General features: G+C 34.3%; 21 protein-coding genes and 1 pseudogene. 8 read left to right on the forward strand and 14 right to left on the reverse strand.

All coding sequences use genetic code 11. The features are described from left to right. The 8 genes from IPK14_10555 to amrB form a co-directional block, all read right to left on the reverse strand. Complete coding sequence (locus IPK14_10555; protein ID MBK7993832.1) at nucleotides 1-300, reverse strand: DUF1992 domain-containing protein; 300 nt, start codon at nucleotides 298-300, stop codon at nucleotides 1-3. 33 nt (nucleotides 301-333) lie between these two features. Further along, on the reverse strand, nucleotides 334-1,182 hold the full coding sequence (locus IPK14_10560) for a Uma2 family endonuclease (protein ID MBK7993833.1): 849 nt from the start codon (nucleotides 1,180-1,182) through the stop codon (nucleotides 334-336). Between the two features lie 177 nt (nucleotides 1,183-1,359). Then, a complete protein-coding gene (locus IPK14_10565; protein MBK7993834.1) occupies nucleotides 1,360-1,842 on the reverse strand; it encodes an ACT domain-containing protein in 483 nt (160 codons plus the stop codon). 9 nt (nucleotides 1,843-1,851) lie between these two features. Then, nucleotides 1,852-3,246, reverse strand: coding sequence for a hypothetical protein (locus tag IPK14_10570; protein ID MBK7993835.1), 1,395 nt, complete (start codon nucleotides 3,244-3,246; stop codon nucleotides 1,852-1,854). 122 nt (nucleotides 3,247-3,368) lie between these two features. After that, nucleotides 3,369-5,369 (reverse strand): aldehyde dehydrogenase family protein, encoded by a 2,001-nt coding sequence (locus IPK14_10575; GenBank protein MBK7993836.1) that lies wholly within the window; start codon nucleotides 5,367-5,369, stop codon nucleotides 3,369-3,371. A 44-nt stretch (nucleotides 5,370-5,413) separates the two neighbouring features. Continuing rightward, nucleotides 5,414-5,764, reverse strand: coding sequence for a BMC domain-containing protein (locus IPK14_10580; GenBank protein MBK7993837.1), 351 nt, complete (start codon nucleotides 5,762-5,764; stop codon nucleotides 5,414-5,416). Nucleotides 5,765-5,912: 148 nt separating this feature from the next. Then, the gene (gene amrA / locus IPK14_10585) at nucleotides 5,913-6,452 is read right to left on the reverse strand and encodes an AmmeMemoRadiSam system protein A (protein ID MBK7993838.1); all 540 of its coding nucleotides are present in this window, start codon (nucleotides 6,450-6,452) and stop codon (nucleotides 5,913-5,915) included. Further along, entirely contained in the window at nucleotides 6,452-7,261 is an 810-nt protein-coding gene (gene amrB / locus IPK14_10590) for an AmmeMemoRadiSam system protein B (protein ID MBK7993839.1), read from the reverse strand. The genes amrA and amrB overlap by 1 nt, the downstream gene beginning before the upstream one ends. Before the next feature lie 380 nt (nucleotides 7,262-7,641). Here amrB and IPK14_10595 point away from each other — a divergent pair, with 380 nt between their 5' ends. The 3 genes from IPK14_10595 to lepB all read left to right on the forward strand — a co-directional run bounded on the left by IPK14_10595 (nucleotide 7,642) and on the right by lepB (nucleotide 10,397). Further along, complete coding sequence (locus IPK14_10595) at nucleotides 7,642-8,652, forward strand: hypothetical protein (protein ID MBK7993840.1); 1,011 nt, start codon at nucleotides 7,642-7,644, stop codon at nucleotides 8,650-8,652. Between the two features lie 153 nt (nucleotides 8,653-8,805). Further along, nucleotides 8,806-9,531 (forward strand): ribonuclease III, encoded by a 726-nt coding sequence (rnc, locus tag IPK14_10600; protein ID MBK7993841.1) that lies wholly within the window; start codon nucleotides 8,806-8,808, stop codon nucleotides 9,529-9,531. 20 nt (nucleotides 9,532-9,551) lie between these two features. Further along, nucleotides 9,552-10,397 carry a signal peptidase I gene (gene lepB, locus IPK14_10605; GenBank protein ID MBK7993842.1) on the forward strand — a complete coding sequence of 282 codons (846 nt, stop codon included), beginning with the start codon at nucleotides 9,552-9,554 and terminating at the stop codon, nucleotides 10,395-10,397. Nucleotides 10,398-10,500: 103 nt separating this feature from the next. Here the strand turns inward: lepB and IPK14_10610 are convergent, their stop codons facing one another. Beyond that, nucleotides 10,501-10,719 carry a hypothetical protein gene (locus IPK14_10610; protein ID MBK7993843.1) on the reverse strand — a complete coding sequence of 73 codons (219 nt, stop codon included), beginning with the start codon at nucleotides 10,717-10,719 and terminating at the stop codon, nucleotides 10,501-10,503. A gap of 505 nt (nucleotides 10,720-11,224) precedes the next feature. Then, nucleotides 11,225-12,349: a bifunctional oligoribonuclease/PAP phosphatase NrnA gene (locus IPK14_10615; GenBank protein ID MBK7993844.1), complete on the reverse strand. Its 1,125-nt coding sequence runs from the start codon at nucleotides 12,347-12,349 to the stop codon at nucleotides 11,225-11,227. 222 nt (nucleotides 12,350-12,571) lie between these two features. On the opposite strand from IPK14_10615, the gene IPK14_10620 reads away from it, so the two are divergent. The 3 genes from IPK14_10620 (at nucleotide 12,572) to IPK14_10630 (ending at nucleotide 15,993) form a co-directional block, all read left to right on the forward strand. Next, the gene (locus IPK14_10620; protein ID MBK7993845.1) at nucleotides 12,572-14,818 is read left to right on the forward strand and encodes a thioredoxin family protein; all 2,247 of its coding nucleotides are present in this window, start codon (nucleotides 12,572-12,574) and stop codon (nucleotides 14,816-14,818) included. A 181-nt stretch (nucleotides 14,819-14,999) separates the two neighbouring features. Then, nucleotides 15,000-15,293, forward strand: coding sequence for a ferredoxin family protein (locus IPK14_10625; GenBank protein ID MBK7993846.1), 294 nt, complete (start codon nucleotides 15,000-15,002; stop codon nucleotides 15,291-15,293). A gap of 232 nt (nucleotides 15,294-15,525) precedes the next feature. Next, a complete protein-coding gene (locus IPK14_10630) occupies nucleotides 15,526-15,993 on the forward strand; it encodes a transcription elongation factor GreA (GenBank protein ID MBK7993847.1) in 468 nt (155 codons plus the stop codon). 53 nt (nucleotides 15,994-16,046) lie between these two features. On the opposite strand, the pseudogene IPK14_10635 reads toward IPK14_10630, so the two are convergent. From IPK14_10635 to IPK14_10650, 4 genes and pseudogenes are all read right to left on the reverse strand, one after another. Then, nucleotides 16,047-17,697, reverse strand: a pseudogene (locus tag IPK14_10635) (electron transfer flavoprotein-ubiquinone oxidoreductase). 191 nt (nucleotides 17,698-17,888) lie between these two features. Next, nucleotides 17,889-18,137 (reverse strand): hypothetical protein, encoded by a 249-nt coding sequence (locus IPK14_10640; GenBank protein MBK7993848.1) that lies wholly within the window; start codon nucleotides 18,135-18,137, stop codon nucleotides 17,889-17,891. A gap of 77 nt (nucleotides 18,138-18,214) precedes the next feature. Continuing rightward, on the reverse strand, nucleotides 18,215-18,700 hold the full coding sequence (locus IPK14_10645) for a hypothetical protein (GenBank protein ID MBK7993849.1): 486 nt from the start codon (nucleotides 18,698-18,700) through the stop codon (nucleotides 18,215-18,217). A gap of 91 nt (nucleotides 18,701-18,791) precedes the next feature. Next, nucleotides 18,792-19,163 carry a hypothetical protein gene (locus IPK14_10650; protein MBK7993850.1) on the reverse strand — a complete coding sequence of 124 codons (372 nt, stop codon included), beginning with the start codon at nucleotides 19,161-19,163 and terminating at the stop codon, nucleotides 18,792-18,794. 385 nt (nucleotides 19,164-19,548) lie between these two features. Between IPK14_10650 and IPK14_10655 the strand changes: the two genes are divergently transcribed. Both IPK14_10655 and pilO read left to right on the forward strand, forming a co-directional pair. Next, the gene (locus IPK14_10655; protein MBK7993851.1) at nucleotides 19,549-21,069 is read left to right on the forward strand and encodes a hypothetical protein; all 1,521 of its coding nucleotides are present in this window, start codon (nucleotides 19,549-19,551) and stop codon (nucleotides 21,067-21,069) included. 22 nt (nucleotides 21,070-21,091) lie between these two features. Further along, nucleotides 21,092-21,688 carry a type 4a pilus biogenesis protein PilO gene (gene pilO, locus IPK14_10660; GenBank protein ID MBK7993852.1) on the forward strand — a complete coding sequence of 199 codons (597 nt, stop codon included), beginning with the start codon at nucleotides 21,092-21,094 and terminating at the stop codon, nucleotides 21,686-21,688. The last annotated feature ends 23 nt before the right edge of the window (nucleotides 21,689-21,711 follow it).

Here is a 21,711-nt window from a genome sequence, read left to right on the forward strand (position 1 = left end):
TTATTTTTCAACGAGTTTCAAATATAGCCATTGCAGTTCTCTTTGCAATCTAGCTCGCTCTTCTGCAATTGTAATAGTCTTTAACTCAGCTTTTAGCTTATTTATTTCATTACGTAAAGAAACCTCTTTAGGTGTAATCTCAGCATTTTTCATAATGCGAAAAATAAGCCTCATTTCAGGAGGGATATGATCATCATCGCTTAAATCAATAGGTTGACCTTGACCAGGAAGGTCATCAAATTTACCTTCCCTAAAAGCTTCTGCAATTCTTTCTTCTGAAATCCAAGTAAATATTTCCATAAACAACCTACCTTGATTTATAGATTATTAGGATCAATGCCTAGTGCTTTTAATTTTGCCAATAAAGCTTCTTTTCTCAGCTAGCAGACGTTCTTTTTCAGCGCGTTCTTGCTCTTTTTCCTCATTGGCACTCGCAAATTTTGAAGCCAAAGCTTCTTTTTCGGTGCGCTCGCGTTCCTTCTCAGCTTGCGCTCGCTCTAAAGGAGTGGGAATAAGATTAAAATGACGGTCAAACCAACGAAGCCAGATTGTAGAAGCCTTTTCATAGTAGCCAGTCCATAAGCCTAAATAAAGCTCAACATCAGGCAAATAGTAAAAACCTTGGCTGTTAGGTAAAAAAGAAATATACCCATCACTACTTAGCTGAAATGCTAGTATTTTTTTTGTTAGATGATCATAAGTAAAATAATAGGGTACTTTTAGGATAGATTCGTAAACTTCCCATTTGGGCGGGATTTCTTCTTCTTTGCCTTTTCTGCTACTTTTTTTAATTCTAGTAGTTTTGCCTAAATCCTCATTTTCAGTGCTAGGAGAAAGAAGTTCAACTATAACAAGCGGTGTAACTCCTTCTTGCCAAACGACATAGCTTAAGCGTAAATCTTTATCTTCATAGAGGTTAGGAATACCAACGCTAGCAAACCAATCAGGGCGTTTATACCAGCTTGGATGATTTACATCAAAATAAAGATTAAGGTCTGTTGCTACAAATACCTCATTTGATGAGTAGTTAGGGGGTTGAAATGTTTCTCTAAGAAGCTGTGATTGGAATATATGAAATATGTCTGGCAATCCGCTTTCTCCTACTTCCTCACTTGGTAAATCATACATTGTTGGCAAATTTTTTTTGTCCAACACATTGTTTTCTATTCTTATTTTGCTCATATGTGTTTCTTCTTAATTGTTAGGTTTGGTTTTGATTATATTTCTTACCTAACGCTTAAGACAAGCCCTAAAGGACTTGTCTAATATCAAATGCCGCAATGCGGCATTAAAGGTTATTTTTTGATTTCTTTATGCCCCATTGGGGCATTTGATATTAGGTCGCCCATTTATGGGTGACTAAACACGGTGCATAGCTTGAAAAATATCTTCTCGCTGCATATAAATACGGACACCTAAATTATCACTAGCCGTTCTAAATTCTTCTCGGAGTTTTCCCATATCTTGAGTTGCACGGCTAGCATCAATAATCATAATCATTGCAAATTTACCTTGGACAACGGTTTGATTCATATCAATGATGCTACAATTGGCATCTCCAAGTAGAGTTGCAACTAGAGCAACAATTCCAGGCTGGTCTAAACCAAATACAGAAATAATATAGCGAGTTGGGCTAGATGATTCTACGGTAGGTTTTTTTTGATTATGTGAATGTTGGACAGGGTGAGAAATAGTCTTTTCTTTAGTAACTAAACTAGGTTTAAGGGCAGAAAAAATATCTGTTACAAGTGCTTCTACTAGTGAGCTTTCTGCCTTTTCTCCTAAGCGTTCATAAACTATGCGGGTGATTGTATAGATTGCTTCTTCGCTGTTTAGTGGCATATTTTAAGTTTAATTTAACCTTTTTGGTAAATTTTGAGTTTCTTCTGTTTCTTCTTCTCTATCTTGTCTATTTATACGCCGACGCACTAGAGATGCGTTTTTAGGTATTCGACGACGACGCAAAGAAATTATTTGTGATTCGATATCTTGTAAATTTTCTGCTGCTTCATGCATTTGTGAATAAAGCAGGTCTGTCTTTTTCATTGCTGAATTTATGGAGTCAATAATTTTTTGGATATGCTTTAGCAAATAGCGTTGAGCATTGCTAGTTGTACCTAATTCTTCATTAAGAAAAGTTTCAGACTCTAACATTTTAGCTAAATCATCTTGATAAAATTCTACCTCACCATTAAAACGCTCTTTTGCAACTCTCATTCTAACTAAAGAGCGATGAGCGCGTGCTAGTTCATTTATTACTGAATCTGTGGAGTTAAGATAATTAGTAGCTTCTCCTAAGATAGATTCTATTGCATAAGACCATTTCTGTTTATCATCTTCAAATTCTTTATCCTCAAATGACATTGAGCCAGTTTTGTCATCTTCGTCAATTTCATCATCTTCATCAGCTTCATGACTAAGTTTATTTGAGGCTTTGCGCTCAATAGCAGGTGGTTTTTCAGTTGAAATATTAATAGGTGTTTTAACTTTTGTTGCTAAAGATAGTAAAGCTTTAACCGCACATTGCTTTAATAGTTCTGCACTAGCGGTTGTAATGCCGGTAGATTCTGAGATTTCTTGAGCAGTTGCCTGAGAAAGTAGCCCTAGTTTAATCAACCCTCCTGCATAAAGCTTTTGTATATCTTTGTGATCTACGCCTTCAAAATAAGATAGAGCATCAGCGATTTGTAATTCTTCAATAGGTTTATCCATTAAGCTTGCATTTACTGGGGCAATTCTCATTGTACCTGTAGGAGAAGTTTCTACCATTTCACTACCAACACTACGCGAAATCAAACGAGTTAATTCTTTATAGTCTGTAGTAATATTGCGAATATCTTTTTTAGAAAGTAGACGTTTTTTGCCTTCTCGAAATGCTATTAAAGGTTGTTCAATAGACCTTAAGACATCATAAATGTCATTATAATGAATTTCTTCACAGGCTAAAATTAATGGCTTAAGTGCGCCAATACAAATGTCTAAATTACGCTCAGAAAGATCACCATTAGAAATTAGCCTAATCGATTTACCTATAGGAGTAATATATTGTGAAACAATATCCTGAAACATTTCTTTTATTTCAGCTTCCATTTTTGGGTCAGGCATAATGCTATGAGGTGCGCCGCCGCTACCTTGACCAACCTTAAGTCCTTCTACTGCTTGAGCTACCTCATCTTCTTCTAGGTCTTCTAAGTCTGTTGGATCTTCTAAATTTAATAATGGTTTTTTTGTGTCTTTTTCTTGCATAACTTATTTTTAACCTTTTAGCTTTCATTCTATGGCAGTATTAAGGGGCAAACAAGATTTTACTTAAAAAGCTTATGAAAAATTAATAAACTTAGCTTTTTTGAAGAATTTTTAATAATAATTTAATTTATTGGGGCAAAAATCTCATTAGATTCGCCTAAATCACGAGCAGAAGGAGTAATAATAGTTTTTTTGCTAATATAAATTTTTTGTTTTCCTTCTAAAGCTCGTCTTACATCATCTTCGCAAACAAAATCCTGTGGGCATGGGCTAGGTTTGGTTTCTGTAGTTGTGGGCGTAGGAGCAAAATCGGTTACTTTTGCCGATGGGCTAGCAACAGAACTTTCTACTTTTTGGTCTTTACTTTCTTTGCCTTCTTTACTTTCTATTTCACTTTTAGCAATTTCTTTATTCTCTTTTTTGATTTCTGCAACTTTTAATGCAACTATTTGTTCCAATATTGCAGTATCAACTTTAGGCAATGGTTTTTCTTCTTTAGCTTTTAAACGACCAGATTTTTTACGTTCAGCTAAAAATTCATCTACTATTTTACTTACGGCTGTATCACTAAGAGAAGAATCTTTATTTTCAGTTTTACTTATAGTATTGCTAGGGGTTGGGTTATCTTGCTTAGACTCTGATTTAGCTTGTTTTGCGGTAGCTTGCAGCATTGCATTGCGTGTTAAAGTTTGTTCTACTACTTGGGCAACAATACTTTTAGTTAAATCAGGATTGAAAATATTAGACTTAGTGACTGAAGGCATTTGTTTTTGATTTATAGAGCGCGTTTCAAAAGCTACACGCTTAATATCCATTAAATGCAATGGAGAAATATTATCTGAAGTAACATTACCTCCCCAACTGCCACAGCCTAAAGTCATACTTGGAGCAAGACCTGTAGTTAAACCTATTGCCCCATGTGTTGTAGGAGAATTAACAATTATTCTTGATGCTGGTTGTTGTAAAGCAAATTGACGAATGATATCGCGGTTCTGTGAATGTATTCCGATTGTATGCCCCATGCCGCCAAAACGTAGAATTTGCTCACATAAATTACTACCTTCTTGCCAGCTAGAAACCGTGTAATAAGCTAGTATGGGAGAAAGTTTTTCCATTGAAAGCGGATGATCACGTCCAACACCTTGAAGATCTACCATCAAAACTCTAATATCTGCTGGCACGGAAAACCCTGCCATTTCAGCAATTACTTGAGGTGATTTACCAACAATTTTAGGATTAAGTCCTCTGGTTGGAAGTACAACTATTTTTTCTAGTTTTGCTTTCTCGGTTTCATTGCAAAAATAAGCACCTTGAGAAATAAAGGCATGGCGCACTTGTTTATTAATGCTATTTTCTACTACTACAGCCTGTTCAGAGGCGCAAATTGTTCCATAATCAAAAGTTTTACCTGTTAGTATATCAGCAACAGCTTTTTCAATATTTGCAGAAGCTTCTATTAAAACAGGAACATTACCAGGGCCAACACCAAAAGCGGGTTTTCCAGAACTATAAGCAGCTTTTACTAGACCAATTCCACCTGTAGCTAAAATTACAGATGTTAATTTGTGTTTCATTAGTTCTTCAGTTCCTTGTAGGGTAGAAACTGTTAAACAACCTATTAAACCAGCCGGTGCGCCAGCTTTTTGCGCAGCACTACGCATTATCTGAGTAGTTTCACTAATACATTGTACAGCAGATGGATGAGGGCTTAAAACCACCCCATTTCTTGATTTTAGAGAGATTAAGATCTTAAAAATTGCGGTAGATGTGGGATTTGTGGAAGGAATGATTGCTGCTACTACACCACGTGGGTCAGCAACTTCAATTAAATTATCTGTTTCAGAGACAACGCCAACCGTTTTTAGGTTACGGAAAAAGTTATGAACATCTTCAGCCGCAAAGCGATTTTTTTCTGCCTTATCTTTTGCCACACCATAACCAGTTTCTTGATTGGCTAATTGGCCTAAACGGTCTTTGTCTGCTAAAGCTGCTAGGGCAGCAGCCTGAACAATTTCATCAACACGTTCTTGGCTAAAGGCAGCAAAAATTTTTTGTGCTGAATGAGCAGCCGTTACTAAATCACGTGCTTGTTGTACTGAGGTCAAATATTTATCGACAGACATCATTCCTCCACAGCGATAAAATAAAATTTAGCTATTAGGTTTTACTATTTTTTATTATCTTCTTTTCCAGAAGGTAGGGCTTTTTTATCTGCTGGAGGGAGAGCTTTTTCTAAACTCATTCCATTGTCAGATAAAACTCGCTCTAACTCTGAATGTGGGCGGGGAATTACGTGTACACTAATTAATTCGCCTACTCGTCTTGCTGCTGCTGCTCCTGCATCTGTTGCAGCTTTTACTGCTCCAACATCACCGCGCACAAATACTGTTACATAGCCAGCCCAAATATATTCTTTACCAATTAATACTACATTAGCAGCCTTAACCATTGCATCAGATGCTTCTACTGCACCAACAAAACCTTTAGTTTCAATCATTCCAAGTGCTTCAAAGGACATGTAAGCTCTCCTCTAAATTTTTATAAAAGGTAGGATAATTTATATTATTTAATTGTCTGTTGTTACTAAAACTTATGGACATAAGAAGCTAACAAAAGGGTAGAAGCGAGTCAAGCCCTTTTGACTCCATATTTTGTTTACTTGAGTTTTATTTATCGCCATAACGATCAACAGAAAATCGACTCATTTTTACTGGCGTATCTGCTGAAATTCCAGCTTTATGATGTAGGGCTATTAATTGGGCTTCTGTTGTATCAATGCCTGGTAATGCTGGGAGCAAAACGGCTCTTTTACCGCCTATTGCTTCTATTAACAAACCATAAATTTGTACATCATGACCTCTTAGGTCTTCAATAGGTTCTAAAGGCGATAAAATATCAACAGAATAAGTTAAATTATCTAATTCTTCTAAAGTAACAGGCTTAAAACGATAATCTTGTGTTGCTGCTTCTACTGCATTACGAATAATTTCTTCAGCCACATTATTGCATACTGGAAATAAGGTTCCGATACATCCGCGTAAGTCACCTTGCTTTGTTTTTAATGAGACAAAACAACCTGCTTTAAGTTGCAAATAATTAGGTAAATTATCAGGTGCCTTTACTCTAATCTGATTTTTTAAATATGATTCTAGTGACATTTTAGCTAAAAAAATAGGTGTGATTGCTGTAGCATTTAGACTAGACATTAAGTAATTTTCTCCTTAAGGATTGCTGTCATATAACCAACACCAAAGGGACATTCATAGGCAAGTAGTTTTGTTGAAAGATTTTCTTTTCCTGCCACACCAATTGCAACTAAAATAGAACGATAGCCGCATTCACCAGCCTTATGACGTAAATTTTGATCAACATTAATAATTGATGATAAGTTTTTTTGCTTAATAGCTTCACAGATTTGTTTATCAAATAAGTGTGCTACAGGTTCAAAATGATAAGGCCCGTTTAATGATAAATAATGGCTAAGGTCAGCACTTGCAACAAAAGCAATTTTGCGTCCTAAGCTTTTAGCTGCCTGCTGGCAAGCTTCTCCAAATTGGATATGTGATTCTATAGAAAGAGCAGAAAAACTTAATGCTAAAACTTGTCCTTGCCATCCAGCTTGCCATAAATAATACATTGGTACAAGTACACAATGATCTAGTAAATACTCATTAAAAAATGGGTTAAAAGGAATTTGGTTTTCTTTTGTAGTCTTATCTAACTCAGCTAAAAGCTCTAAGTCATTAGGGAAGCTTAAAGAAACTTGTTTACAACCAAATTGATGGAAATCACCTATTAAGGTTTTGTTACTAAAAGCTCCAAAAGCTTCAGAAGTTGCTGGAGAATGGGGAGAAATAATTACTACAGTATCAGGATTTGTTCTTATAATTTGGCTAGCAAATTTATTTAAGGCATTAACAGAATCTTGCACTTGAGCAATTTTTTCTTTTCCTATTGCTGGTACAAGTAGCGGGGGATGTGGGGCAATACCAACAAAAACTACTTCGCCAGACATAAAATTTTATCCTCCTAAATTTAGTTAGTTGTAAAGATAAACGTATATTTTATAATAATATACATCTTTTTACTAATTCACCTGGCTATTAATACAGGCTTATCAAATAAATACAGAAACTTGACAAAATAAGCTAATGATGTAAACTATGGAAAATTCTCAAATTAAAAATCTATTGCTAGTATTTTTTACAGTTAGCAATTTTCCAAGCAACTGAAAATTAAAATTCTTTATCAAACCAAGTGTTTTTAAGAACTATATTTATTCTTGCTATCTACTTATCAAATACTAGTAATTTATGCTTCAGGCAAAACTTTATTTAATCCAAAAATTTTATTTTACTTAAAAGCCGAGTTTAGTCTTAGGAGGAGAAAATTTCAATGAAGAAGTTAAACGCCCTACTAGCAACTGCCTGTTTGGTGGGTTCAGTATCTTTATATCCAACTATTACCTTCGCAAAAACTAATATTTTTAGCTCTTTAACAAATATTCAAGAACAAGGTGATAAGCCAGATGCAGCTAGCGAAAAAAAGGCTTATGACGCTTACAATGCTGCTAATACAGAAAAAGACCCCAATAAGCGACTCTCTATGGTCAAAGAAGCACTACAACTTTATCCAAAAAGCCAATATGTTGTTTATTTTAAGCAATTAATAATAAAATCTCATGGAGAAAATTTTCAAGCTTGTATGGCTCCTGCAGGCTCAGAAAATATGGAAGGAGCGTTTAAGGTCGTAAATGAAGTATCTACAGATCTACCAGACCTAGAGTTAAACTACTTATTAGCCTTGTCTGATCCCATCGCGCGTTTTGCAAAAAAATATGATACTACCTATGCTGAAAAAGGTGGTGCTGCTTTGAAAAAAACTATTGACTTAATTAAAGCTGATAAAAAACCTCAAGGTGTTAAAGACGAAGAATGGGCTAAGAAAAAGCCTGTAATTTTAGGAAGCTTATACCAAACTTTAGGTATTTTTGCTTGGAAAGCAGCTAAAAACGATGCAGATGCACTAAATATGTTTAAAGAGTCTGCTACACAAGATTGCTCTGATCCAGTTACTCATTACCTTATAGGTGAAATTAAACTTGCTACCTATAATGAATTAAGTAAAACATATGACGCATTAACTGATGAACAAAAAACTGGTGATGAAGGTAAAGCAGCTTTAGAAAAAATCAATGTTGTGGTTGACGAAATTTTAGATACTTATGGCAGAATGTTAGCAGTTTCAGAAGGCAAAGCTCCTTATGAGAAATTACGTACGGCTGTTAGTGGCTCAACAGAAAACTTCTGGAAATTCCGTCATGAACAATCAACAGACGGGTTACAAGACTTTTTAGCAAAGTTTAAATCAGAGTGTCCTGCATCTACTGCTGCTCCATCAAATTAATTTAGTAACTATTATTGTGCAAGTAAAAAACCAGCATTTTAATGATGCTGGTTTTTTTGTCTTAACTGCAAATAAGCACTTGGTTTTTTGTCCAAAGTAAGCTAATAATAGTTAAAACTTAATCAAATATTTTGCCTTTTGTTATCTTGCTTAATGGAAAAAAAAAGTAAACTTACTAGTTTAACAGAACTAGAAAAGCGCGTTGCTTATGAATTTAACAGTCCTGAGATTTTAGAACGTGCGCTTACTCACCGTTCATATGCTAATGAACACTCAACAGAAGATGCTAAACATAATGAAGCTTTGGAATTTCTAGGAGATTCTGTATTAGGTTTTATTGTTAGCTTTTGGATTTTTGAGCAGTTTCCACAATTAGATGAAGGTAGATTATCAAAAATCAAGGCTTATTTAGTAAGTTCACGTACTTTAGCACGTCGAGCCGAAGCTTTAGGGCTAGGTCAATTTTTACGCCTAAACCGAGGTGAAGAAAAAACAGGCGGACGTTTTAAGAGAACTCTTTTAGCTGATGCTTATGAAGCTATTATTGCAGCTATTTTTTTAGATGGTGGTTTAACGGCTGCTAATAGTTTTGTTCGTAGAGAGCTTTATCATGACTTAAAGAAACTAGATATTGACGATCTTTCAGCAACCGATTATAAATCTGCTTTGCAAGAATACTTACAAGCAATGAACTTACCTGGCCCGGAATACGTTGTCGTCGATACATTTGGCCCTGAGCATGAAAGAATATTTCAAATAGAACTTCGTCTTGGTCAGGAATGTGTTGCTAAAGGAACAGGGCCTGCAATAAAAGCTGCACATCAACAAGCAGCACGAGAAGCATTAACTAAATTAAAACTTATTAAACTAATTAATTAATAAATATAAGGATTAAAACAATGTCAACTGTGGAAGAAAAACCATTAGAACCACAAACCCAACCAATAACTACCACTCCTAAAGATGAAAATTCTTCCCAAAATGCAATAAAAAAAGGATTTTTTCGAGATACTTTTGAATCGCTACTTGTTACAGTCATTATGGCTCTGTTTGGCATGACTTTTATTGTACAGGCCGTAAAAGTGCCTACTGGATCAATGCTTAATACAATTTTAGTAGGAGATCACTTACTAGTAAATAAATTTGTTTTTGGTCAAGATGGTTTAATGTTGGATAAATTTACTCCACATCGTCAAATTAAACGAGGGGATGTAATAGTTTTTAAGTACCCTAATGATCCAGCTACAAATTATGTTAAACGTGTTATAGGTTTACCTGGAGAAACTATTGAAATAAAAGGCAATAGCGTTTTTATTAATGGTAAAGAACTGCCAGAACAGTTTGTTTTAGCTAAGCAACCCTTTGATGATTCTAATGCTCCATTAGAAATTCTTGGACAAGATGAGCCTAAACCAGACTCTGCTTATAAGGTATATTACTCAAGTGATGAGAATGAAGTAGAGCCAGATATAGAAAAAGTTTCAGCAGGACAAAAATTTGCTGTTGGCGCACCATTTCAAATCCCACCCGACCATTATTTTGCGATGGGAGATAATCGAGATAATAGTCAAGATAGTAGATATTGGGGTACTGTTCCAAGAAACTATATAGTTGGACGTGCATGGATTGTTTATTATTCTGTTAATTTAGCTAAAGATGAAGAAGGAAGCACCACTTCAGGCAATTTATTAAATGATCTATTTACTCGTATTAGATGGAATAGAACTGGTACTTTGATTAAGTAATATTGCTGCTGTAAAATTTACTTTAGCTATCATATTAGCTTGATATATCCTGTTTTAGGATTACTTGCCGTTTTATTTCACTAAATTAAATACTTGCCATTAGTTATACTGGTTGTCCAACATTGATTTTTTTAGCTGTTGTATAAGCATCATAAACTGACCAGATGGAGATTATCCAACCTAATAGAAAACCCCATAGCACAATACAAGAGCCTAACATTAGTAAGCCTTTAACTATTTGACCATTATAAACTTGTCCTGCACCTGTTAATAAAACACTTAGTAGCAGCGACACAGCGGGGTTTTTCTTTTCCTGATAAATATTAGCAGGATGAACATTATTAATTACAAATACTTGTTGTCCTGGATTATTTTGGTTATTTTGGTTATTTTGCCAATGTTCTGAAAGTCCTGGTTGAGGAGGAGGTAAATAACTTTGTTGAGGGTAATTAGGATAACTAATAGGTTGTTGATAAATAGGCTGTTGGTAAATAGGTTGTTGATAAATAGGCTGTTGATAAATAGGCTGTTGATGAGGATGGTTTTGCCAAGGCAAATTATTTTGTTGTGGATGTTGGTGAAAAACTTCGTTTTGTTGTGGGTAATTTTGCCATGGTTGCTCTCTATTTTCCTGTCTATAGTTTTGTTGTGCAGATGGGTTATTTTGGTAAAAATTAGAGGCACTGAAAGAATTAAAATCATTAATAGCCGGCATTGAACCATTAGTTAATACTGCTCCACAACTTGAGCAAATTGTATCTACTACACTTCCAATTAGTCCACATTGTCTACAGCTTAATGACATAATGTCCCCCTAAAAACTATTTTTATTCATCCACTTGATCTATTTTTTCAACACCAATTTCTTCAAAAATACAGCGTTTAACTTGAGAGTCATAAACTTTCCACTTCATTTTCATAAAATCTTCATCAAAGTTACCTGAAAGAAAGCCTATGGGGATTTCAAACCCACCTGCTTCATATTTTCCGCCGCCATAGTAATTTCCTTGCCAATCTTTACCAAAAGCGTTTTTTAAGAATGTATCTGGATTTAATGTAACTTTAGATGTCCGAAGACTACCAATAATTACTTCTCTTTCCCCATCTTTTCCAACAATTCCATAAACTACGGCTGTGTGAATATTTTCTTCTGTTAATAGAAAGTCTGCGGTTTGTGGAATTGCATCTCTATCTTCATAGCGTAAAAATCCAATTCCAGCAATTGAAAAGTTATGTCTTATCATCCGGTTTTCTAGAGCGGCTCGAATAACATCAATAACTCTGCGAGAGCGTTTGACACTTAAAATTTCTGACAATATAGATTGCTCCACATAATTACTTAAGAAAGCAGCAGCAAGAAAATCTTTTTCTTTTGCCCTAATCAATCCTGCTGTTTCACTACGTAAACCATGCATTAGGGCTGTTGCTAGTTTAATATGTTGAGGATTAGATTTATCTAAATTAAGTAATTTATCTTTTATATATTCTGTATAAATTGTAGCTGTAGCATTAATTTTACGAATATCAGTAAATTTAGCTTCAATAACTGCTTGTTTTTCATGGTGATCAACAATAATTAGCGGCTTGATTCCAATATCACGTAATTTACTAGTAAGAGTTGTTGTAGTGCCTTGATTGTCAATAAATACTGAGTGCTTATAAACTGATAAATCCATGTGAGTATGGTAGCGAGTTAAATCAATATCTAGGAGTCTTACTAGTGCTAAATTTTCTTGATGAGAAATTAGCCCATCATAAACAATATCTGTAGTAATACCAAATTCTGCCGAAATCATTTGATGAGCAATAGCACCAGAAATCGCATCAGGGTCAGGAAAATTTTGTATTGCAATTATGTGCCGTTCACCGCGATGTTCTTCTAACAAAGCTTTTAATTCTTCACTTTTAGAAAGCATAACCCTTTCTTGTATTTCAGCTTTTTCTTTTGCCATATATTTTTGCCTTAAACATTTTGTAAACTCTACCCAAAGATTATACTTAATTTATTGTTTTTCAAAGTGATTTAGTTGCTAAATTAAAGCTATTTGGAATAGATTGAAATTAATTATACTTTTATAATTTTTAGGGAGAAATTTTGGTAATTTAATTGATTTAGTTCGTTAAAGTAGCATCTCAACCATTAACAAAAGTTTTACTTATGTAAGGTTTAATTTATGAAAAAATTCAGTTCTAAATTGTTTAGTTATTTTTTTTGTCAAACCATATTAATCTTAAGCCTACTTTTTACAGCTTTTTCTCTACCAGTTTTAGCACAAGTACAACAATCTCAGCATTCTGAAGCTGAATTAGTGTCAGAAGTAGAATCCATTCAACCAGGACAACCTTTTTGGGTAGCTCTACGCTTAAAAGCTGAAGAGCATTGGCATACTTACTGGCAAAACCCTGGCGATTCAGGGTTAGCAACTTCAATTAAATGGGAACTACCAACAGGTTTTTCAGCAGATCCTATTCTATGGCCCTATCCAGAAAGAATAGATGTCCCACCTCTTACAAGTTTTGGTTATGATGGGGAAGTTTTTTTACTTGTAAAAATTACCCCTCCTTCAACCATCTCTGGAAGTAATGTTAAATTAGTTGGCAATTCTAAATGGTTGATTTGTAAAGAATTATGCTTACCTGCTGGAGCAAAAGTAGAATTAAGCTTACCTGTCAAAAATGAACCCCCAAAACTAAATACTAAATGGTCACAAGCCTTTGCTGATACTCGAACTAAACACCCAATAACTTCTAATGAATGGCAGTTTAGCGCGGCTACTAACAAAGATGAAATCTTAATTAAAGTTGTTCCACCAGTAAATTTTAAGGATGAAATAACTAAGTTAGCATTTTTTCCACTTGAAGGAGAGGTAATTCAAAACGCTGGAAGTCAAAATTTACAAAAAACAGGTAATGACTATACCTTAACCATTAAACGCGCACCAGAAATTACAGAAGTTCCTAAAGAATTAAAAGGGGTACTGGTTTCTTCTACTTCTTGGAAAACAGGTGGTAAGGAAAAAGCTGTATCTATTAATGTTGCAGTTGCAGGAGATATTGCTGTACTAGGTAATATTAGTAGCACTGATAGCAGTAGCAATAATATGACTACTGTTACAAATAATCCAAATAAGCTTTCTAGTATTTGGTTAGCAGTTGTATTTTCATTTGTAGGTGGATTAATCCTTAATCTAATGCCTTGTGTCTTACCAGTTTTATCAATCAAAGTTTTAGGTTTTGTTAAACAAGCTGAAGAAGATAAAAGTAAAACTTGGCAACATGGAGTTGTTTTTACTCTAGGTGTATTAATTTCTTTTTGGGTATTAGGTGGATCCTTGATGTTGCTACGTGCTGGAGGTGAAAAATTAGGATGGGGTTTTCAACTTCAATCACCAGTATTTTTAGTTTGTTTAGCAACATTATTTTTCCTTTTTGGACTTAACCTTTTTGGAGTTTTTGAAGTTGGCACATCTTTAATGGGTGTTGGTCAAGGTGCTATGGGAAAATCTGGTTTTTTTGGCTCTTTTGCTAGCGGAGTTTTAGCTACTTTAGTTGCTACACCTTGCACCGCGCCTTTTATGGGTTCTGCCTTAGGTTTTGCTATAACTCAACCTATTTGGGCTTCTATGTTGATTTTCTCTGCGGTTGGAATAGGGATGGCTTTTCCTTATGTTCTCCTTGCTTCTATCCCTTCGCTTCTAAAATTCGTTCCCAAACCAGGTCTTTGGATGGAAACATTTAAACAATTTATGGGCTTTTTACTCATGGCTACAGTAGTTTGGTTAATTCGGGTTTTAGGTCTTCAAGCGGGTGTAGATGTAGTTGTTACATTACTACTTGCTTTTGTAGTAATGGGTGTAGGTGTTTGGGTTTTAGGACGTTGGGGAAACTTAATGAATGCTAATCGAACTCGTCGGATTGCTCAAGCTGTTATGCTTATTTTAGTTGCTAGTAGTCTAACTTTTGCTATTTCTACTGCAAAAAATGAAGCCGTTAGCCCTCAACAAAGCCAAGGTCTTCCTAGCCCTGATGGCATTGCCTGGCAAGCTTTCTCTCCTAAATTAATTGATGATTTACGCGCTCAAGGTAAACCAATATTTTTAGATTTTACTGCTGCATGGTGTTTAAGCTGTAAAGTTAATGAAAAAGTTACCTTTAGTAGCCAAGCAGTAAAAGACGAGATTGTTAAACAAGGAATTATTCCTGTAAAAGCTGATTGGACTTCTAGAGATGAAAATATTACTCAAATGTTAGAAAAATTTGGTCGTAGTGGAGTTCCTTTATATGTGCTGTACAATCCAAAGGAAAAAGACCCAGTTATTTTGCCTGAAGTAATTACTCCAGACATTGTGCTAACAGAATTTAAGAAACTATCAACAGAAAAATCTGCAATTACTACTACTAGCAATGTTGCTAGTAACTAATTTTAATCAAGGGTTAATAAACTTTTTCTATAGGTGGCTAAATGCAGGTATTTGTAGTCTTTTTTTTAACATATGTTAAAATGCCTGTGCAATTTGCTTCCTACAAAAGCAAATAACTCAACAATTTTAATGCTAAACAAAAGGACGAAGCATTAAGTGCTGAAAATAAGGAGAGCGGATCATGGGAGTTTTTGTTATTGCTTCGCCATGCATTGATACCAAAGATACAGCATGTGTAGAAGCCTGTCCGGTTGATTGTATTCATCCTCGCAAGGATGAACCAGAGTTTGAAAAATATCGAATGCTTTTTATTAATCCAGATGAATGTATTGATTGTGGGGCTTGCGAGCCTGCTTGTCCTCCACAAGCTATCTTTCGTGAAGATGATTTACCAAAAAACGAAGAAAAATACTTAAAAATCAATGCGGATTGGTATAAAGAACCTGATTCGATACCTGATGAATTAAAATTATAGTTTTTTATGTAGGGGGAAATATCCACTTCCCCCTACTTTAATAATTTTATCATTGCCTAACAATAGCACTATTTTGATAAACCTCCCGATATAGCTTTAGTCGCTAGTTAGGTGAAAATCAACTAAATTAAAAATCAAACAGTATTTTATCATCTTTTATTGATAAGCTAGCTGTTTTTTCTTTGTACATTACTCTCACAAAGAATGATATTTATAATATTTTGGAGGGTTTATGCCAGCAGATGTTAAAAAGAAATTAGAAGAAGAGTTAAAAGTATTAGAAACAGAACTAAAAATAGAACTACCCAGGGAATTACAAAAAGCTGCGGCTTTGGGTGATTTACGGGAAAATGCTGAATATAAAGCAGCTAGAGATAGACAAGAATATCTGCAAGCGCGTGTAGGAGCTTTACGTAAGCGGTTATCAGAGTTAGCCTTAATTAACATTGATGCTTTACCTAAAGATCGTGCTGCATATGGTTCTACTTTAACATTATTAGACCAAGATAAAGATGAAGAAGTAACTTATCGTTTAGTCACTGCTGAAGAATCTGACTTAACTAAAGGATATATTTCTACTACTTCACCAATAGGTAAAAGCTTAATGGGAAAACGTGAAGGAGATGAGATAGAAGTAAAAACTCCTCAAGGAGTGCGCCATTTTGAAGTGTTAAAATTACGTACAATACATGATGAGTAGAAAATAACCTAGGTGTTTTCTGTTAAGATAAATTAAAATAGCCCAGAGATTTACTAGATCATCTGGGCTATTTTAGTTTGTTTTATAAGCTTACATAATTGTATAGCTGGCCCACCGCCACCTTCAGGTGTCACCCAATCAATAATTTGATAAGGATCCATAATGTCACAGGTCTTACAATGAACACAGTTAGCAAAATTAATATGTAATTTCTTTTTACCATCACCTTCTTCAGTCATTTCATAAACTTTAGCAGGACAGAAATATTGGCAAGGATTACCATATTCTTTTACACAGCGATCAACACAAATATTTGGTTCTAAAATCTTTAAGTGACAAGGCTGGTCTTCATCATGTTTGGTTGATGAGTAATAAACATTTGTGAGCTTATCAAAAGTTAATTTCCCATCAAAATTGTGTTTTTCTGGTTGTGGATTATCAAAATTAAGTAGTTTTAGCATATTGTAGCATTGCTACTAGATTGCCATCCTTAAAAGCTTGGTGGAAATTACGGGAATGATGAAGCTCTTCATATGCCCAGCTTTGCTTAAACTTCTTATCATAAATACTTAATTGCTCTGCTGAGAAATTATCTGCTAGTAGTGATTCAAAAATAGTTTCTGCTGCTAGCATCCCAGATTTCATAGCTAAATGAATGCCTTTTAAGCGAGCAGAGTTAAGAAATCCTGCTGAATCTCCTACTATTAAGACTCCATCAGCATAAAGTTGTGGAAAACAAAATAATCCGCCTTCAGGAATAGTTTTAGCTCCATAAGCAACTAGTTTTCCACCTTCTAACAAGGCTTTTAAGTAAGGATGTGTTTTATATTTTTGTAGTTGTGCGTGTGGGTCTAAAAATGGATTTTTATAATCTAGTCCTACTACTAGGCCAATATCTAATAAATCATCTTTCATATGGTAAACCCATCCACCACCATATGTATAATTATCTAGTGGAAAGCCCATAGTGTGGTAAACATGTCCACTTTGTACACGACCTTTAGGCAATTCCCAAATTTCTTTTACTCCAATAGCATAAACTTGAGGATTAGAGTCTTTATCTAGTTGTAGTCTTGGTTTTAGTTTTTTGGTTAATGAACCATGAGAACCTTCACCTAAAACAGTTACTTTAGCAATAATATCTACACCGGGTTCATAGTTGCCTTTCTTTTTTCCTTCTTTGCCAATACCTTTATCTCCGGTGCGTATACCAATAACTTTGTCACCATCAAATAAAATTTCTGATGCAGGAGTTTCTGTAAAAATATTGACATCGGCTTCTTCTACTTTTTTGCCTAGCCAACGAGCAATTTTTCCTAACGATACTATGTAGTTGCCATGATTAACTAGTGGTGGTGGGGTTATAGGAAGAGCAAAGTTGCCTTTTTTGGTTAAAAACAAAACTTTGTCATAGGTAACTTCTGATTCTACAGGCGCGCCTTGTTCTAAAAAGTCTGGCATTAATTCTTTTAATGCTTTTGGATCCATTACTGCACCTGACAAAATATGTGCGCCAATCTCGCGTCCTTTTTCAACAACGCCTATAGTTATTTCTCCAAGCTTAGGCCCTTTTTTCTTTCCTTGTGCAGCTGCCTCATCATGAGCTTTGATTAATTTATTTAAATGGTATGCCCCTGCTAAATTTGCAGGCCCTGCGCCAACAAACACTACGTCTAGCTCTAATGTTTCTCTCTCCCGACTCATAATTAAAGAAACCCCCATTTAGCAAAATACGGATTAATTTTTACGGGGATGATAACAATATTTTGACCAGCGGGACAAGTATTTCCTGCCAAAGAGTAGATAAAATGTTAATTTAGAATAAGATATGAGGATAAGAAAAGCTAATTTTATATAATTTCTAAATTCTTAAATGATGTTTTTTAGATCAATAATTAGCCTATAACATCTTCTGGCCGCATTCCTTTAGGAATTATATAAAGCTCTTGAATCCAATCAGAAAGGATAGCTACAGAACCTGTTTTGGTGATTAAAGACATCATCCCAGGATATTTTCCAGCTTCTGTAAAATTAAGAAATAAACCATTTAGCTTTTCACCATGTTCATAATGATTTAGCTTTAGTACCAATTCAGTCCCAGTTTTCAATTGCCAACAAATATTATTAAAATCTTCTGATGTCATTTTTCTAAACCTAAGAAATAAGTTTTTGCCACTTGTAACACTTTTAGCTAGAAAAGTCAAAGAAAACTATAACTTAGCTATTGTTTCTCAGCCTGCATAATAATTCGACGAACATAATTTGAGTCTAATCCTTCAACTATTAAACGAACTTTATAACTACCTACAACATATTGACGTGAAGCACTAAATGCCCCAAGTTTATTTTGCTTAGGGTATAAATCCATTTCCTTAAATTGAATCCGACCAGGTCTTAAATAAGCAACAAAACCATCAATGCTTTTTTTAGTTCCTAGAACGGTTAAGCCTTCATATGGATCATATTCAGCACTAGTAAAACGCCATTCTATACTTCCATTACGTACAACACTAGGTTCACCAAATAAATCTTCAGCATAACGAAAACTACCACCTAAACGTAGCCCTAAAAAACCATCTGGTTCAACTAAGTTAATAGAAAATCTGTCTCTATTTAGTTGAGGTGAGAAAGCATTGACATTAGATAAATTGATTATTGTAGAAAATGTTAGCAATATAATAGTTGTTATTAATAGTAAGCGTTTCATAAGTCCTGCTCCTAAAATTACTTTTAATAAAAATTATGGTTAAACGGGTAGAGAAAACATTTTAACATAAAAAATTAAACAAACTAGTAGACTAGTAACAATCTATAACTTCCCCTTCCTTGATACGATAAATTATATTTCCTGATACTTCATCACGTCTTGCAATTTGACCACGAATACAAAGTTGTTTTTCTTTTTCAGGAGCTTTTTGACCATCTTTAAGTGTAATAATTGCCATAGGATAGCTATTAGCTGCATCACTACTAACAAGTTCTAATCCTAGTTTTTCATCCCCTCCAACCTCGCTTACCCAAACAGTAAACTCTACTTTGTCATCCACTTTTTGTTTATCAAGCATTGAAAGTCTAGAAATCTTATCAGGTGATTTTACAGTGGCTTTACAACTAGTAAAATTTAATAAAATATTAATAACTAAAAATAAGTACAATAATTTAATATACATAGAGTTTCCTTTTTAACTTTAATTAATTAGCTAGAAACTAAAAAGTATTGTTTTGAAATAACTTTTTTTACTAGTAAATCTAATTTTAATAAATTGCTAGGTAAGACGCTTTACATCTAGACACCATGATGTAAAATACTGCTTTGTGCCATTTCTGGCAACTCTTGTCATCTTTGACAAGAATTTATATTGTCACTTTTGGCAGATACAAGTAAAAAGTAAACTAATTTTGATAAAGGAATATTTTAACTAATATCTTATAAAACCAATAATTTACTATGCTAAATGGTAATTTATTTTTTCTTAAAAATCTTATGGCATAGCAATAGCTAGATAGTCATAAATAAAAATAATTATATTTAGCATCTATTGAGGATTTATCATTATGGTTAATATTTTTAACAAATCTCGCTCAGTTGTAGCAATTGACCTAAGTAACGATCTATTAACTAAAGCTGTACTCATTGCCACAGATGGAGAAAAGTATTACTTAGAAGGTTGGGATTATTACTCAGAACAAGAAAGCGGCGATACCAACTTTTTACAAAACTTTAAACCAGAAGCAATAACTGTATCTCTTGGAGACGCACACACCTTATGTTTTGCTATTGCAGACTTAAATAGCTTTAATTTGGAGATGGAAAAACGCAAACGCGGCCTTTCTGTAGATACTCAATATTCAGATTTTCTCAAAATTTCTCATAGCTCAATACTTGCTGCTATTCATAAAGATATGGCGCAAGAAGTCCTTAAGAGCGTTCGAGATACATTCCCAAGTATTCCTCAAATATCTATTAATCAATCTATGGCCGCGCTGATGTATCTTTATCTTCGTAGCTATCGACCACAGCCTGAACTAAGAACTGCGATACTACATTGGGCCGGAAACTTTATTTCTCTTTTAGTAGCTCAAACTGAACTTCCTGTTTGGGAAGGTTCTATTGAACTAACGTCGGATAAAAGAGAGGATGCTTATGTAGAGATTTCTGCTCTTTTACAATCTGCAAATGAAAAACTTGCAGCTTCTCATTATGATTTATTAATTCTTGCTGGTGAATTTGATTCTGATGATGTTAAAAAAATGAATAATTTTGCTAGCCAAGTAGAATTAATGTCCCCTTATCGCAATGGAGCTTTTGAACTTGGCCGTAACCTAGGCGCAAGACGTAAAGAAGCTCAATTAGAAGGCCATCAACTTGCAGTTGCTATTGCTAGTGCTGGAATGATCCTTGAACATGTTGGACTTAACTTAGCTGACACAGATATAGAGTTACGTAAAGAATTACCATTAGAACGAGTTATAGAAATAGAACAAACACTTGTTAATATAATTTCTAATACTACAAAAGCCACTGTCAAAAAAACAATTCCTCTATTATTAGAACAAAGCAAAATTTTAGTTGCTGGATTAATCATAGCTGTGGGACTTTTTGGCTATCGCTTTTATAACAACTACCAAGAAAATAAAAAACTGATTGAAGAACTAGCTAAAGAAGAAATTCGTGCTGCTCAACTTGTTGATATTCGTACTAAGCATGATGAATATAATCGTAAAATTACTGCTATTAAAGATCGTACTGCAACCATTGGGGAAATTCGCAAAGAGCAATTAACTGTTAGGACAGTTCTAAAACAAATTGATTTAAGGATTACTCAAGGGATTGTATTTAGCGAACTTACAATTGATAAAACCAATGTCAAAATTAAAGGTTATGCCCCAGAACGTCCCGCCGTATTTGAATTTGCTAAACAACTTGGAGCTAGTGTAGATGTTTTTTCTGATGTTGTTCCTGTTTACGATGATAAAACTAATATTGGTAATTATGAAATTAATTGTAGATATATTGGTACAATACCATTTAATAATTTACCTACAGAAAATACAGTAAAAACCACAAGCAAATAAGTTATTTGGGAGAAATTTATTTATGTCTACAGAAAAAAATAATAAATCTACAGGTGTTATTGCAGGTATTATTTTAGCTTTATTTATTATTTGGGGTAGTTATGAAATATCAAATATGTACTACTTTTTACCTGCACAAGAAGAATTAGTAAAACAACAATTAAAACTTGATGAACTAAAAAATAGCAATGATGAAAATGAAAAAATTAAAGCAAACGCTGATCAACTAGAAAAATCTTTAACTGAAGCAGAAGAACAATTTAAGTCTCTAAAATCCCTAGTTCCTTCAGAAGCAGAGCTTCCCAATATACAAATAAAATTATCAGAACAAGCTAAAGCCCGAGCCTTAGACTTTAAGTTTTTTTCTCAAAGCAGTAAAACTAGCAAAATTGGCTCATTAAATGAAGTGCCTTTTCAAGTAGAAATTTTAGGTGATTATGATGGTATTGGACGCTATATTGAAGACTTTGCACGTTTTGAACGGCTGTTAAAAGTTAATTCTGTAGTGATGAAACTAGAAACAACAAATGGCACACCAACAGGAAAAATGTATGCCACAATTTATGCTTCCGCATATCTTACTCAAGATAAAATAGATAAAAAAGATCAAACTAAATAAATGGCTCTAGTAGAATAGGAGAA

The sequence above is a fragment of the Blastocatellia bacterium genome, from assembly GCA_016713405.1.
In the GTDB taxonomy this organism is placed as follows: domain Bacteria; phylum Acidobacteriota; class Blastocatellia; order Chloracidobacteriales; family JADJPF01; genus JADJPF01.